Annotated in this window: 15 protein-coding genes; 9 read left to right on the plus strand and 6 right to left on the minus strand. The window is 38.4% G+C overall.

What is annotated here, in order from left to right; genetic code table 11:
- Nucleotides 1–12 precede the first annotated feature (12 nt).
- From fmt to LB450_RS02000, 3 genes are read right to left on the minus strand one after another with little or no spacing between them, the layout of a single operon-like run.
- Nucleotides 13–966 (minus strand): methionyl-tRNA formyltransferase, encoded by a 954-nt coding sequence (fmt, locus tag LB450_RS01990; protein ID WP_224486170.1) that lies wholly within the window; start codon nt 964–966, stop codon nt 13–15.
- Nucleotides 963–2,879 carry a RecQ family ATP-dependent DNA helicase gene (locus LB450_RS01995; protein WP_224486171.1) on the minus strand — a complete coding sequence of 639 codons (1,917 nt, stop codon included), beginning with the start codon at nt 2,877–2,879 and terminating at the stop codon, nt 963–965. The genes fmt and LB450_RS01995 overlap by 4 nt, the downstream gene beginning before the upstream one ends.
- On the minus strand, nt 2,879–3,427 hold the full coding sequence (locus LB450_RS02000; RefSeq protein WP_224486172.1) for an AAA family ATPase: 549 nt from the start codon (nt 3,425–3,427) through the stop codon (nt 2,879–2,881). Before LB450_RS02000 ends, LB450_RS01995 begins: the two co-directional genes overlap by 1 nt.
- 65 nt (nt 3,428–3,492) lie before the next feature.
- On the opposite strand from LB450_RS02000, the gene LB450_RS02005 reads away from it, so the two are divergent.
- Genes LB450_RS02005 through murA form a run of 3 tightly spaced genes read left to right on the plus strand, consistent with a single transcriptional unit; the run spans nt 3,493 to nt 5,797 of the window.
- The gene (locus LB450_RS02005) at nt 3,493–3,789 is read left to right on the plus strand and encodes a DUF493 family protein (RefSeq protein WP_224486173.1); all 297 of its coding nucleotides are present in this window, start codon (nt 3,493–3,495) and stop codon (nt 3,787–3,789) included.
- 52 nt (nt 3,790–3,841) lie between these two features.
- A complete protein-coding gene (locus LB450_RS02010; protein ID WP_224486174.1) occupies nt 3,842–4,483 on the plus strand; it encodes a DUF4290 domain-containing protein in 642 nt (213 codons plus the stop codon).
- On the plus strand, nt 4,484–5,797 hold the full coding sequence (gene murA / locus LB450_RS02015; protein WP_224486175.1) for a UDP-N-acetylglucosamine 1-carboxyvinyltransferase: 1,314 nt from the start codon (nt 4,484–4,486) through the stop codon (nt 5,795–5,797).
- Nucleotides 5,798–5,883: 86 nt separating this feature from the next.
- On the opposite strand, the gene LB450_RS02020 is transcribed toward murA, so the two are convergent.
- Complete coding sequence (locus LB450_RS02020) at nt 5,884–6,450, minus strand: class I SAM-dependent methyltransferase (RefSeq protein WP_224486176.1); 567 nt, start codon at nt 6,448–6,450, stop codon at nt 5,884–5,886.
- A 79-nt stretch (nt 6,451–6,529) separates the two neighbouring features.
- Here LB450_RS02020 and LB450_RS02025 point away from each other — a divergent pair, with 79 nt between their 5' ends.
- The 3 genes from LB450_RS02025 to LB450_RS02035 all read left to right on the plus strand — a co-directional run bounded on the left by LB450_RS02025 (nt 6,530) and on the right by LB450_RS02035 (nt 9,755).
- On the plus strand, nt 6,530–7,846 hold the full coding sequence (locus LB450_RS02025; RefSeq protein WP_224486177.1) for a DUF2254 domain-containing protein: 1,317 nt from the start codon (nt 6,530–6,532) through the stop codon (nt 7,844–7,846).
- A 134-nt stretch (nt 7,847–7,980) separates the two neighbouring features.
- On the plus strand, nt 7,981–8,433 hold the full coding sequence (locus tag LB450_RS02030) for a LexA family protein (protein WP_224486178.1): 453 nt from the start codon (nt 7,981–7,983) through the stop codon (nt 8,431–8,433).
- Nucleotides 8,433–9,755 carry a Y-family DNA polymerase gene (locus LB450_RS02035; RefSeq protein ID WP_224486179.1) on the plus strand — a complete coding sequence of 441 codons (1,323 nt, stop codon included), beginning with the start codon at nt 8,433–8,435 and terminating at the stop codon, nt 9,753–9,755. Before LB450_RS02030 ends, LB450_RS02035 begins: the two co-directional genes overlap by 1 nt.
- A 9-nt stretch (nt 9,756–9,764) precedes the next feature.
- Here LB450_RS02035 and LB450_RS02040 read toward each other — a convergent pair whose 3' ends face one another.
- Nucleotides 9,765–10,052: a type II toxin-antitoxin system RelE/ParE family toxin gene (locus LB450_RS02040; RefSeq protein ID WP_224486180.1), complete on the minus strand. Its 288-nt coding sequence runs from the start codon at nt 10,050–10,052 to the stop codon at nt 9,765–9,767.
- Nucleotides 10,045–10,284 (minus strand): ribbon-helix-helix domain-containing protein, encoded by a 240-nt coding sequence (locus LB450_RS02045; RefSeq protein ID WP_224486181.1) that lies wholly within the window; start codon nt 10,282–10,284, stop codon nt 10,045–10,047. Before LB450_RS02045 ends, LB450_RS02040 begins: the two co-directional genes overlap by 8 nt.
- A 680-nt stretch (nt 10,285–10,964) precedes the next feature.
- Between LB450_RS02045 and ychF the strand changes: the two genes are divergently transcribed.
- From ychF to LB450_RS02060, 3 genes are all read left to right on the plus strand, one after another.
- Complete coding sequence (gene ychF, locus LB450_RS02050) at nt 10,965–12,059, plus strand: redox-regulated ATPase YchF (RefSeq protein WP_224486182.1); 1,095 nt, start codon at nt 10,965–10,967, stop codon at nt 12,057–12,059.
- Nucleotides 12,060–12,366: 307 nt separating this feature from the next.
- The gene (locus tag LB450_RS02055) at nt 12,367–13,695 is read left to right on the plus strand and encodes a DEAD/DEAH box helicase (protein WP_224486183.1); all 1,329 of its coding nucleotides are present in this window, start codon (nt 12,367–12,369) and stop codon (nt 13,693–13,695) included.
- A 7-nt stretch (nt 13,696–13,702) separates the two neighbouring features.
- Complete coding sequence (locus LB450_RS02060) at nt 13,703–15,019, plus strand: DEAD/DEAH box helicase (RefSeq protein ID WP_224486184.1); 1,317 nt, start codon at nt 13,703–13,705, stop codon at nt 15,017–15,019.
- Nucleotides 15,020–15,106 lie beyond the last annotated feature (87 nt).

The following is a 15,106-nucleotide window of genomic DNA, read 5'->3' on the forward strand; positions in this document are numbered from 1 at the left end:
TAAAACTAAATCTTAAAAAAATCTATACTCAGACTTCCATCCAAAACCATTTACTAAAGCATGAGATTCCATCCTTTTTTTGCCAGGCAATTGAAGTTCTTTTATGTAAACGTAACCATTCTGCACAGCCACGCAAATACTTTTTTCTTCTTTATCATAAAATGAACTACCGATTGTTTGATCATGATTTTCAGGTTTGGCAACTACTTTATAAACTTTAACTTTCAGAATTTTACCATTTATATCAAGCTCTGTCCAGGCTGTCGGAAAAGGAGTAAGGCCTCTCACAAAATTCACAATATCCTGAGCGGACTGCCTCCAGTTTATTCTTGTGTTCGCTTTAGTAAGTTTCGGAGCAGGTTTCAAAGTCGCCTCATGCTTTTGGGATTTAGCTCTTATTTGTCCACTCTCTATAGACTTTACTGTTTCAAGAACCAATTCAGCTCCCCGTACCATAAGTTTGTCATGAAGGCTCTCTACATCATCCTCAGCATCTATCGAGGTTCGCTTGGATTCAATTATTTTACCTGTGTCAATTTCTTCATCGATAAAAAACGTCGTTACTCCAGTTTCTTTTTCTCCATTGATGATGGCCCAATTGATAGGTGCTGCACCCCTATATTGTGGCAAAAGTGACGCATGAAGGTTAAACGTTCCATGCTCAGGAAAATCCCAAACCACTTTTGGTAACATTCTAAAAGCTACAACAACCATCAAATTTGGTTTTAACCGCTTTAAATCATCCAAGAACTCCTCAGATTTTAGGTTGGTGGGTTGTAAAACTTCAATGTTCTGTTTTTCAGCATATTGCTTTACAGCAGAAGCATGCAGACGCTTTCCTCGGCCTGCAGGTTTATCTGGAGCGGTAACAACGCCAACAACATCGATTTCTGAAGTCACCAAATGGTCTAAAATTCCAACGGCAAACTCAGGAGTTCCCATAAAAAGTACGCGTAATTCGTTCATAAGTTTTTGCTATAAATATTTTTAGAAATCAGTTTTATTTTTCTTTTTTCCAGAAGTCGTTGCAAACTTTCAAGAACAGCTTCCTTAGGAAATTCACTCTTTTGAATAATTTCTTTTGAATTTGAATCAGATTCACTTAAAGTTTTTAAGATAAATAGCTCTATGCTTTTATAATATTTAGAGCCGGGTTCTTTTATAGTCTTTGCTTTATTTTTTAAACAGTTACTACATATTCCGCAAGCACTGATTTTTTTTTCACCAAAATACTTCAGGATAAAACTCTGTAAACACATGGCATCCTCTTCAATGTATTTCAGTACTGTTTCAGCTTTCTTAAGTTTGTTTTCCTGATATTGAACAATGTATTTCCATAATGGATTTAAAGTATACTTATCTTCTCGTGGTGGAATCAAAGTGATGCTAAGATCCTGTTTAATAAATTCTGCAGAAAGGAGACCGTGTTTTTCTAAAGCTTCCAATTGAGAATAAACTTCAGCATCGTTAAAGCCTGTTTTCTTTTTAAGAAGTTGAGTATTGATGGTCAGTTCTTGTTCAAAAACGCCACCATAGGTTCTCAGTAAAGTTCTTACAAGCAAAGCATACTGAGTATGGTGATCTATAAACCGAATAAGTCGCTCACTCGATACAGAAAATTTCAACTTAGTTTTTTTATGAAAAGATTTATCTAAACTAATGACACTTAGCCTGTCTAAAAGATTCAAGGTATTATAAGCCAGTATAGTGTGTAGCTTATATCGCAAACAAAACTCATGAAAATTAAAATCGAAGGTTTTATTTTCACCTTCACCATAAGCCACTCTAAAGTTACTCATCAAGGCTTTATAGACCAGTTGCACTGCTTCAAAAGTGGGGATGGTTTTCACAAACTGACTGTTTAAACGTTGCTTATCACTTTCATTATACAAAATAGTAGCTTTAGCAGGATAACCATCTCTTCCCGCTCTACCTGCCTCCTGGTAATAGCTTTCCATACTTTCCGGCAGATGGTAATGAATCACTTGTCTTACATTGGCTTTGTCAATTCCCATTCCAAAGGCGTTAGTGGCTATCATAATGTGATGTTTTTCTGCTAACCAGGACGCCAATCGATTTTGCTTTTCAGTTTGTGTAATTCCCCCGTGAAAAAAAGTGGATTTCAAACCTTTTTTATTTAAAAAATCAGACAACTCCATACAGGCCGAACGATTACGAACATAAACGATACTGCTTGGTTCAGATTTGTTCAGCATGCTAAATAAATCATCCATTTTATCATTTGAAAACCTATTCAGAAAAGAAATATTTGACCGCTCAAAACTTTTCTCAACCAGGGTTGGGTCGGCTAACTCGAGTTCTTCGACAATATCTTTTTTGACTTGAGTTGTTGCTGTGGCAGTCAATGCTATGACTGGTACTCTTGGATGTAATTCTTTTAGGATTGAGATTTGACGATAAGCCGGACGAAAATCGTGTCCCCACTGAGAAATGCAGTGCGCTTCGTCCACAGCTATAAAATTGACATTCATTTTGGCTATGCGCTGCTGAACTAAATCCTGCTGAAGGCGTTCTGGAGATAAATACAGAAACTTATAATTCCCATAAACGCAATTATCCAGTTTTTGATCAATCTCTTTGTAAGGCATGCCACTTTTCAGAAGTTGAGCCTTAATTCCTCTAGACTTCAGATTTTCGACCTGGTCCTGCATGAGCGCAACCAAAGGTGAAATGACAATACAAATTCCAGATTCAACAAGCGCAGGAATTTGAAAACAAAGTGATTTACCTCCGCCTGTAGGTAAAAACACACAGGTATCTTTCCCTTTTAAAACAGATTCAATAGCGAGTTCCTGAGGAGGTTTAAAATTTTCGTATCCCCAATAGGTTTTGAGTATGTCTAGGGGAGTGGATCTCATTATTCTTGAATTGTGTTCAAAATAAATTCAATTCGCTCATAAATTCTCGATTTTGGAACTTCTATAAGCTTATAGTCAAGGTCCTGATAAGTTTTTATCAATGCATCTTGAAGGTTTCTGGCAAGTTCTAGATCTTCGAAACGTTCGTTATCCCGAGTGTAAATGTCATTCCAAATGGGAAACAGAAACACATTATCATATCTATAGGTTCTATTAGCTTCTTCAAACTCACTAGGATATTCTTCATTAAAATGATTCATATAAGCAGTTACGTCGGGAATGCCTCTATCAATAAAAACCTGCTTTGTATTCAGCGTTTTAGCCTCTTCAAACTGTTTAATTCTACCTTTTAGGAGCATTTCACTAAACTTTAGTGGCTCATCCAAAAATAGATGTTCTATCCCAAGTTGCCTTGCTTCCAAAGTTACTTCACGAGAAATTTCTGGAAAACACCAGTGACCTCTATCAGATAAAGCTTCCAAAACAGTAGATTTCCCAGTACTTGGACCTCCTATAAGTAGATTTTTGATGTGTTTTAATTTGGTCATAGATTAACGCTGCTAGAATTTATAAAAATAGGTAATAACAGTATATTTGCACAAAACTAATGATAATGAAGTCCGATAAATCATCAGATGAATTTTATAAAACGCTGCGCAAAAGACTCAAAAAAACGAGCGATTGGCCAGCAGCCTATTTATATAAATTTATCATACCCTCTTCAGATCAAAAAAATTTAGATCAGCTTATCTCCATTTTTGACAATCTCGGAGCTGTTATTTCAACTAAAAAATCTTCAAAAGGCAAATATACCAGCGTTTCTATAAATGTCACGCTTAAATCACCAGATATTGTCATAGAAAAATACAAACAAGTAGGTGAAGAAATTGAGAATGTGATATCTCTGTAACCAGAGTAAAATTAAATGCTTATTTTGCAAACCTTATTAAAAACAAAGACCATTGATAACTTATCTCGAGTATAATTCTGAAAGAAACGAATTAAAGATTCCGGAATACGGAAGAAACATCCAGAAAATGGTAGAGTACGCCAAAACCATTGACGATGACGAAAAACGGAACAATACGGCTAAAAATATTATAGACGTAATGGGTAATATGAATCCTCACCTGAGGGATGTCCCTGATTTTCAGCACAAGTTGTGGGATCAACTTTTCATCATCAGCAATTTTGAATTGGATGTCGATTCTCCATTTCCAAAACCATCTCGTGATGAACTTTACGCCAGACCAGAGCCTTTGCCTTATCCTCAAAATTTTCCAAAGTATAGGTTTTATGGCAATAACATCAAGAGAATGATCGATGAAGCCATTAAAATTGAAGATGGTGAGTTGAAGGATGGCCTGATGTTTAACATCGCCAACCACATGAAAAAATGCTATTTGAACTGGAATAAAGACTCCGTTTCAGATAAAATCATTTTTGACCACTTAAGGGATTTGAGTGACGGAAAATTAGATTTAAAAGCAGACACAGAAGAATTGAGCGATGCCAATGCTTTAGTTCGTCAAGTCAAGAAACATTCAAAACCCCAGAAGAAAAATTTCAAAAGCAACAACCGCAACCGCAAACGAAAATACTAAATGGCAACTTTCCAAATAGAAGGAGGTCACCAGCTTAAAGGTGAAATCCACCCCCAAGGAGCAAAAAATGAAGCTTTACAAATTCTTTGTGCGGTTTTACTGACTCCAGATGAAATTAAAATCCAAAATATTCCAGATATCCGAGACGTCAATAAACTGATTGAGATCTTAGGAAATCTTGGCGTAAAAATTCAAAAACTAGGAAAAGGAAGCTATTCTTTCAAATCTGATGAATTAAATCTAGACTATCTCGAAAGTCAAAAATTCAAAGAGGAAGGAAGTAGTTTAAGAGGTTCAATTATGATTGTTGGCCCACTTTTAGGTCGTTTTGGTAGAGGCTATATTCCAAGACCTGGCGGAGATAAAATCGGCAGAAGACGTCTTGATACTCACTTTAGTGGATTTATAGATCTTGGCGCTAAATTTAGATATAATAAAGAAGAGCGTTTTTATGGTGTGGAAGCACCTCAAGGTCTGAAAGGTAAAGATATGCTTCTTGAAGAAGCCTCGGTAACTGGAACGGCCAACATATTGATGGCGGCTGTTCTAGCCGAAGGAACTACCAAAATCTACAATGCTGCCTGCGAACCTTACATTCAGCAATTATGTAAAATGCTGGTATCCATGGGGGCTAAAATTGATGGCATCAGTTCTAATTTATTGATAATAGAAGGTGTAAAAGAGTTAACAGGTTGTACTCACAGGGTCTTACCAGATATGATTGAAATTGGTTCGTGGATTGGCTTAGCTGCTATGACCAAAAGTGAAATCACTATCAAAAACGTAAGCTGGAAAAACCTGGGAATTATTCCTGTCACCTTCAGAAAGTTAGGAATTCAAATAGAGCAAAAGGGAGATGATATTTATATCCCCGCGCACACCGATGGTTATGAAGTGGCTAGTTTTATCGACGGGTCCATCATGAACATCAGCGATGCACCATGGCCAGGGTTTACGCCGGATTTACTAAGCATTATGTTGGTGGTAGCTACCCAGGCGAGAGGAAGTGTTTTGATTCATCAAAAAATGTTTGAAAGCAGACTTTTCTTCGTGGATAAACTGATTGATATGGGTGCAAAAATCATTCTTTGCGACCCACACAGAGCTACAGTTATCGGTCATGATTTTGAATCTCAACTGAAAGCCACCACTATGACAAGCCCAGACATAAGAGCTGGTATTTCATTGCTCATTGCGGCACTTTCTGCAAAGGGGACTTCTACCATACATAACATAGAACAAATCGATCGGGGATACGAAAACATCGATGGTCGCCTAAAAGCAATCGGAGCAAAAATAAATCGCTACGATTAAGTCTCGAAAGTTTCATTTCTCGAACCTTATAATAAATTTAAATCAGATTAGATAACCCCTATGGCTCAGTCCCGGGGTTATTTGTTTTATTGTTTTTCTAAATGATACATCACCTGTGTGAAAATGGCCAGAACTTTTGTTTTGGTCTTTTTTCTGACTTTTAAATTGTGTTCATGAAACAAATCTTCCCACTGAGCTTCAGACTTATTGGAATGAGGATGGCTTTTAAATTCCATATTGACCAGAGAATCCATAAACCAGGTTAGGTGTTTCATCAGCCAGGAGGAATACACGTCTTCCAGAACTATAATTTTCTTTTTGGAAACGCGAACAGCTTCACCAAATACCTGTTCAGGGTTAGAACAATGATGCAAAATGGTGATCAACATAGAGGTATCAAAACTTTCGTTCTCAAAGGGGAGATGAAGACCGTCATAGATAATTGGATTGATATCACGATGAACTGTTTTATCTATAATATCCACAGCGGTAACTTCAAAATGATGTTGCGTCAAATACTTCGCCAATCCACCGCTTCCTGTTCCAATATCTACAATAGTTTCAGTTTGATTTAAAAAATCTCCTATCAATTTTGCTTTGGAAACATTTCGGCGCTTATCTTTTACATGAGTAATAATGTTGTAAAGAGACATTTTAAATTTTTTATGCAATCTATAAAGAGCTATGCATAAAAGCGGTAAAAAGTTTACATTTAAATTCTAAAAAAGAGTTATGAGTAAAATCAAGTTTTTATGGCAGGAGCTCACAGGAAGTTTTTGGTTTATACCAATACTTATCATTATTGCTTCTATTGGGTTAGCTACTTTGTTGATTTATATAGATAGATCTGTCGACGTCCGTTCAGTTAAATTCCTGAATTATATCCTTACCGAAAGTGCAGATTCTGCGAGAAGTGTTTTATCTACTATTTCTGGCGCTATGATTGGCGTAGCAGGAACTGTATTTTCCATTACACTTGTTGCTTTAACGCTTGCTTCGTCTCAGTTTGGTCCGCGTTTGCTTAAAAACTTTATGCACGAGCGCCTCAATCAGGTGGTTTTAGGAACTTATGTGTCTACTTATGCCTACTGCCTTATCGTTTTAAATGTTGTGAAAGACAATGAAGCTCAGGTTTTTATTCCCTCCTTATCGATCTTATTAGCCATTTTGGCTGCTATTGGGAATATTATTCTTTTAATCATTTTTATACATTCGATTTCGATTAGCATACAGGCAGACCATGTTGTCTCTGATATTTCTGTGACATTAATGAAAAATATAGAGCGGATTTTTTCTGAAGAACTAGAAGATGAGGACCCTTCTTTTGAAAAAAACACTAAACCTTTAGACCATTATCTAAAGGACTTTTCATATTCTAAAACTTTACAGTCTTCTAAAAGTGGCTATTTACAGTATCTTCATAACATATCTCTTTTTGAAGCCGCTAAGGCCAACGAGTATCTAATAGTTTCGCATTATAGAGTAGGTGGCTACATCGTAAAAGGTGAGCCTATTATTAGCGTTCATTCCAAAACTGAATTTACGGAAGATTCTTCTATAGATTTTGAAAGTAATTATGTTCTGGGAAGTTCCAGAACTACTCAGCAGGATGCGGAACATTCCATTCATCAAATGGTGGAGATTGCCTGCAGAGCTTTATCTCCTGGTATAAACGATCCGTTTACAGCTATATCCTGTATAGACAACCTCACGTCTACCTTGTGTTATCTGACCCGCGTCAAATTTCCATCCAAGTATAAATTTGATGATGACAAACTTCGTTACGCATTTAAACCTTTAACCTTTCAGGGTATGCTTGATGCCGCATTTTTACAGATTCGGCAATTTTCTAAAGGCAGCCCTGCCGTCGTGATAAGACTTATGGAAGCTATGATTAAAATTCACGATTATACATCCCATAAGATTCACAAAAAAGCCGTAAAAGAACATGCCGAAATGGTGCTGAAAGTCGCCGAAGACTCTTTTGAAGAAAGCCATGACCTGGAAGATATGCGTGAGCGAAGTCGAAAAATATTAAAGAACTCTTAGGGTTTAATAGTCTTTGCTTTTTAACGTGTACGACCAAGTTTCGCAGACGGATAAACATCAATTCTACAAACGTTAATTAACTAGGATATATTCCTTAATATTGGAATATATCCTAGTTTTGTAGAAAAAATACTATGCTACATTTGGTTCATCATGCTCATCGCGCCTTGGAAATCTATCCTCCAGACTTATCTAAAAGTCTGGATTTACCATTTGTAAACCAGGGCATTAGTGCAGGGTTTCCTAGTCCTGCCGATGATTTTTTGGATATCAAAATCGATCTGAACAGAGAGTTTATCAAAAACCCCAATTCCACTTTTTACGCTCGAGTTCGAGGAAGTAGTATGATAGGAGCGGGGCTCAGAGACGGAGATTTACTGATTATTGACAGAAGCCTGGAACCTGAAAACAAAAAGATTGCCGTGTGTTTTATCGATGGAGAATTTACCGTTAAGCGCATCAAAAAGGAAAATGATAATATCTGGCTTATGCCGGAGAACAAAGACTATCCACCCCTAAAAGTTAGCGATGATAATGAATTTATCATTTGGGGAGTGGTGACTACGGTTATCAAAAAAGTAGACTGATGTTTGCCTTGGTAGATTGCAATAATTTTTATGCATCTTGTGAGCGGGTTTTTAATCCCAGTCTTCGCGACAAGCCTGTGGTGATTTTATCCAACAACGACGGCTGTGTGATTGCCCGAAGCAATGAGGCCAAGGCTTTGGGTATCCCCATGGGGGCACCTACGCATAAGTTTGAAAAGATATTCAGGCAGCATAAGGTCCAGGTGTTTTCTTCCAACTACGCTTTATATGGAGATATGAGCGCTAGAGTAATGAATATTTTGGCCGGGTTCACGCCAGATATTGAAATTTACAGCATCGATGAGTCGTTTTTGGAATTTACAGGCTTCGAGAATTACGACATGCAGGCGTATTGTGAAAAGATAAAGTATGTGGTGGAGAAATCAACAGGTATTCCCATAAGCATTGGTTTAGCTCCTACAAAAGCCCTAAGCAAAATAGCCAACAGAATTGCCAAGAAGTTTCCAGAGCAGACCAAAGGTGTTTTTATCGTGAAAGATGATGCTGCCAGAATAAAAGCTTTGAAGTGGCTGAAAATCGAAGACGTCTGGGGCATTGGTCGCCAACATGCCCTGCGTCTCAAAAAACACAACATTCACACGGCTTATAACTTTTCTGAACTCCCGGACGACTGGGTGAGAAAGCAAATGAGCGTCGTCGGCCTGCGACTCAAAAAAGAATTACAAGGTTGCAGAACACTGGAGCTGGAAACCCCTGCCCATAAAAAAGCCATCGCTACTACACGTTCTTTTGACAAGCAGTACAAAGAGTTTGATTATATCCAGGAACGGGTGAGTAGTTTTGCCATCAAATCGGCAGAGAAACTGAGAAGGCAGGGGAGTTGTTGCCAGATGGTTTACGTGTTCCTGAAAACCAACAAATTTCGGCAGGACTTACCACAGTACCAAAATAGTATCGTGGTGCAAACGGGGTACCCGACCAACTCGAGTATAGATCTCATCAAATTTGCCGTAGAAGGTCTTAAAAAGATTTATCATCCCGATTATTACTACAAAAAAGCTGGCGTGATTGTAATGGGTTTGGTACCTGAAGACCAAAGACAACTGGCGTTTTTTACTGCAGAAAATCCCAAACACAAAGAGTTGATGCAAAAAGTTGACAGATTGAATGGCATCTATGGCACAGGTGCAGTGCGCTTCGGTAGCCAGGATTTGGGCAAAGTCTGGAAAATGCGCAGAGAACGACTTTCTCAGGCTTATACCACGAGTTTGAACCATATCATAGAAGTGAAAGTAGGCGAGGAGGAGAAGGACAAAACAAAAGGCGATAAAAATTCTGAAATGTTTGTGGGTTTATTTTAAAGCAAGAAATTATAAAATATTACTCAAATCTTGCTTACCAATGATAGTCATTATCTCAACAGTATCATTATTAATTCTATAGTAAATACTATCAGATCCGCAGGTGCAGCGTCTGTATCCTTTTTTGATGAAGTCAACAGATTCAAATGAAAATGGTTGATTGGAAATAATGTCAAAATACTCAAAAAATGAATTAAAGTATTTATCAGCTTGAGTTAGTCCAAATTTTCGGACACTAAACTGATGAATTCTTATCAAATCATCTTTAGCAACTTGACTCAGTTTATAATTAGTCATTAAGTAATGACTTAGATTCTGCTAAAATTTGATCCTTACTATCGCTTGTAAATCCGTTATTTTCAGCTTTTTCAAGCTTAGTACGAATCCAATCCACCTGAACTTGTTGATTTCTGGCTTGCCGAATCAAGTCGTTGATGAGTTCACTTTTGCTAGAGTATTCTTTACTTTTTACTTGATTTTTTAACCAGTTGTCGTTTGGTTCTGTAAGTGAAATGCTCTGTCTGCTCATAATTAAAAATTTGATGTAAAATTACACCAAATTAGCACCAAATCAAAGAGTAGTTAACTATTAGACTAAGTTTTTTTAATTGATTCTTATAGATTCATATTATTGAAATTTAACAAAGTAATTTATAAAGTAGTGTTGTTTACCCCTGAAAGGGCGAAGTGCAGAAAAGATGTAGAAAAGCTCATCTTAAAAATACTAACTTTAATAAAACCCTGAAAGGGTGATATCCTATCGCACTAATAATATACCGCCCTTTCAGGGCTTCCAAACTAACGACTCTTTTGCCATTGGGCATTGCCCAATGATAGTAAATACAGCCATTTCAGGGCTAGAATTTCCTATTGATTGTTTCTATCATATTGATATTTTTATCATGTACTAAAATCTTTTTAGATTAAAAAAGTGAAAATTTTAAGCAAAAAATTTAATTTGTCTTTGAATTTACAATCTTACTTAAGCCCTTCAGTCAAAACTTTACAGCCCAGGCGTAGGAGTAAGTGAACGAAAAGCATTAAGCTAACTGGTAAAATCATGAAGACGTGCAGTATCAAACTCGCCTGTAAATTTTGGACGGACAGGTTCCGAAGAAAAATATCCTTGAATTTGACAAGCCTAAGCCGAATGTAATGTGCTCAAAAAACCTTAACTTTGCAACTTTAAAAATTTGAAGATTACTTGATATGAAAGCAGGAATTGTAGGCTTACCCAACGTAGGAAAATCGACTTTATTTAACTCGCTCTCCAATGCCAAGGCGCAGAGTGCGAACTTCCCATTTTGTACGATAGAGCCCAATATCGGGGTCGTGAACGTGCCGGATCCACGTCTTGAGATGCTGGAATCCCTTGTAAATCCTGAGCGTGTGGTGCCTGCAACTGTGGAGATTGTGGATATTGCCGGCCTTGTAAAAGGAGCAAGTAAAGGGGAGGGCTTAGGCAATCAATTTCTTGGAAACATACGGGAGACCGATGCGATTTTACACGTTTTGCGTTGTTTTGACGATGATAATGTGGTGCATGTGGATGGGAATATCGACCCGATACGGGATAAAGAAACCATCGATATCGAATTGCAGCTGAAAGACCTGGAATCGGTTGAGAAAAAAATGGAAAAAACCAGGCGTGCCGCCAAAACCGGCAACAAGGAAGCTCAGCGTGAATTTTCAGTTTTGGAAGCTTTGAAAGCTGGATTGGAAAGCGGAACTTCAGTACGCGCATTGACGATTACTGAGGAAGACAGAACTGATTTTGTAAAGCCGATGCAACTGATTACAGATAAGCCTGTCATGTACGTCTGCAATGTGGATGAAGGTTCTGCAGTATCCGGTAATGCGCACGTGGATCGTGTAAAAGAAGCGGTAAAGGATGAAAATGCTGAAGTGCTTGTACTAGCAGTTGGTATTGAAGCCGACATTGCTGAGTTGGATGATTATGAAGAACGGAAGGAATTTCTTGAGGATATTGGCCTGGAAGAAGCCGGGGCCGGAAAGTTGATCCGTTCTGCTTACAGATTGCTAAATCAGCAAACTTACTTTACAGCCGGTAAAAAAGAAGTTCGGGCCTGGACGGTGAGAGTTGGTGCTACGGCTCCGCAGGCAGCAGGTGTGATTCACACTGATTTTGAACGTGGTTTTATTCGTGCAGAAGTCATTAAATATGACGATTTTGTGCATTACGGCAGTGAAGCTAAAGTGCGCGATGCCGGAAAACTGAACGTGGAAGGCAAAGAATATATCGTAAAAGACGGCGATGTGATGAATTTTAGGTTTAATGTTTAGTGAGTATCAGGTAGTCAGTATCAAGTAGTTAGTATTGAGTAGTTTATTGGTTTAGAGTCTGAACTTCTGGAAACAGGAATCAAGACCATACACTACAAGACCTTGTACTTATTTAATCAGGTCCTATAATTTTTGAATTCAGCATGACAAGATTAAAGGTTTACAGGCGTTAAGTCAGTTTATTAAACCCAGTCTCAATTATAACTTCCGGTAAACAGAAAACCGATAACTGGCTCCTGCTTAGATTCATAATTGAGTTGAAGGTTTTTTAAGACTTGCAAAGCCTTACCTTTGCAAAAATTTCCCCATGTCAAAACAGTTTTCAGAATTAAACATAGATGAGTTCTTACTAAAAAGTTTAGCGGACTTACAGATCCATACACCTACAGAGGTTCAGGAGAAAACCATACCTCGTATTTTAAATCGAACCGAAGATCTTGTCGTTTTATCCAAAACGGGAACAGGGAAAACAGCGGCGTATGGTTTACCCTTACTTCACTTACTGAAGTTAAAAACCACTGAGATGCAGGTGCTTATTCTGGCTCCAACCAGGGAACTCGCTCAGCAAATTCATGAGCAACTGGTCGCATTTACTCAGTATTCCGATCCACTGCATATGCTGTGTTTAACCGGCGGAACACCTGTAAAGCCTCAAGTAGAAGCGCTAAAGCAGGCACCCGCGCTTATTGTGGCTACACCTGGCCGATTATTGGATCTTGTAAAACGAAAGGCTATAGATTTGAGCCGCATTACACATTTGGTTTTAGATGAAGCCGACGAAATGCTGAGTGCACTGAAGACAGAAGTGGATTCAATCCTTGAAATTCTGCCTAAAACGAGAAGAACTTTCCTATTTACAGCTACGCTTCCGGGAAGCCTAAAGCAGATCGTACAAAACTCCATGTCCTGGGATGTACTCCAGATCAATGCAGAGATGTCCACGCTTGGCCATCAGGGGATTGAACATCACTACGTCGTAGTCGAACCCATCGAAAAGCTGGAGGTTTTACTGCATTTTTTAAATTCGAGAGCCGGAGAGAGAGGTATTATCTTTTGTAAGACTAAAGCAGCTGTCAATAAACTGGCGAAAAAGCTGGCCATCAATAAATTTTCATCGGGAGCCATTCACGGAAGTCTTACCCAGGGGATAAGGGACCGTATTTTAGGACAGTTTAGGGAGGGGCATATTGATATTTTGGTTTCTACTGATCTTGCCTCTAGGGGCATTGATGTGAAAGCGGTATCCTTTGTGGTCAATTACCACTTACCAGATACTTATGAAGCCTATGTTCACAGGAGCGGACGTACTGCCAGAGCAGGAGCAGAAGGACTTTCATTTACGGTGTTACAGCAAGATGAAGTCGTGGAAGTGGCTAACTTTGAAAGTGAATTAGGCATAACCTTTCATGAAGTACCAAAAGCAGATCCTCAAAGTCTTGAAGAAAACAATGCCCTATTATGGGCTAAAAAGGTATTTAAAACCAAACCCAATCGGGAGGTCTCTTCCGAATTCAAAACAAAGATCCAAACGGTATTTCATCATTTAACCAAAGAAGAGCTCATCGATAAAGTACTTGCCTATGAGTTGAAGCAAGCTAAGACTGAGCATACAACCACTGAACCTACTAAAAAATAATAAGCTTATGGCCAATTCTATAAAGTCACAGGAAGAGATATTACAAAAACTAAATATACAGACGCTGAACCCCATGCAGGCGGAAGCTATTCCTTTGATCGAAAGCAAGACGAATATTCTGCTGTTGTCCCCAACAGGAACCGGCAAAACCTTAGCCTTTTCATTGCCTTTATTGACTATGCTGGATCCGGAATCTCCGGAAGTTCAGGCTTTAATTCTGGTGCCTTCCAGAGAACTGGCTATTCAAATTGAACAAGTGATTCGTTCGATGGGGTCCGGTTATAAAGTCAATGCGGTTTACGGGGGCAGACCTGTGTCCAAGGATAAAATAGAAATCAAACACAACCCCGCTATTCTTATTGGAACACCAGGAAGAATTTTGGATCACTTTAACCGCGATAACTTTTCTAAAGCAAGTATTAAAACCCTCGTTCTGGATGAGTTTGATAAATCTTTGGAAGTGGGCTTTGAAGAAGACATGAAGTCGATCTTAAGTCAGTTGCCTAACCTCTCCAGGCGGGTGTTGACCTCCGCTACCCAGGGGGTTAAAATTCCAAATTTCGTCAATTTGGATAAACCCACTACAGTTAACTATTTAGATAAAAAACAAAATTCTAAATTAAGCCTTAGAACTGTGATCTCTCCGTCCCAAAACAAATTAAAAACCTTGGTGGAACTGATCCAGCATTTGGGCAATAGCCAGGGCATTGTCTTTTGTAATTTGAGAGAAAGCATAGATAATGTGAGTGCTTATCTTAGTCAGCATCACATCAGTCACACCTGTTTTTCAGGGATGATGGAACAAAAAGACCGGGAAAGGGCTTTGATTAAATTCAGAAATGGAAGTTCACAGCTTTTGGTGGCTACCGACCTGGCAGCCAGAGGAATCGATATTCCGGAAATGCAATTTATTATTCACTATGAACTCCCGCGTCATGAGGAAGAATTTATTCACAGAAATGGGAGAACAGCCAGAGTAGATGCTAAAGGAACGGCCTATATCTTAAAGTGGGAACGCGAGCCTTTACCTGAATTTATTGGCGAGGTGAGCAGTGCCGATATTTCCAAAAAAACAGTCCTTAAACCCAGACACTGGGAAACCCTGTTTATTTCAGGTGGTCGCAGAGATAAGATTTCAAAAGGAGATATTGCCGGATTATTTTTTAAACAAGGCGGACTACACCAGGATCAGCTAGGCACTATAGAACTGAAACCTGACTGTGCTTTTGTAAGTGTTCCTTCACGTTTGGCCGATACGCTTGTAGATAAATTGAACAACTCCAGACTGAAAACCAAAAAAGTGCGCATCAGGATTCTTGACTGATGACGGGAACAAAGAGAAAAGAGTAAAGAACAAAGAGTAAAGAAAAAAGAGGAAAGAGGAAAGACATCTGAAAATGACCATACTGAA

The sequence above is a fragment of the Psychroflexus curvus genome (genome assembly GCF_020164585.1).
Lineage (GTDB): Bacteria > Bacteroidota > Bacteroidia > Flavobacteriales > Flavobacteriaceae > Psychroflexus > Psychroflexus curvus.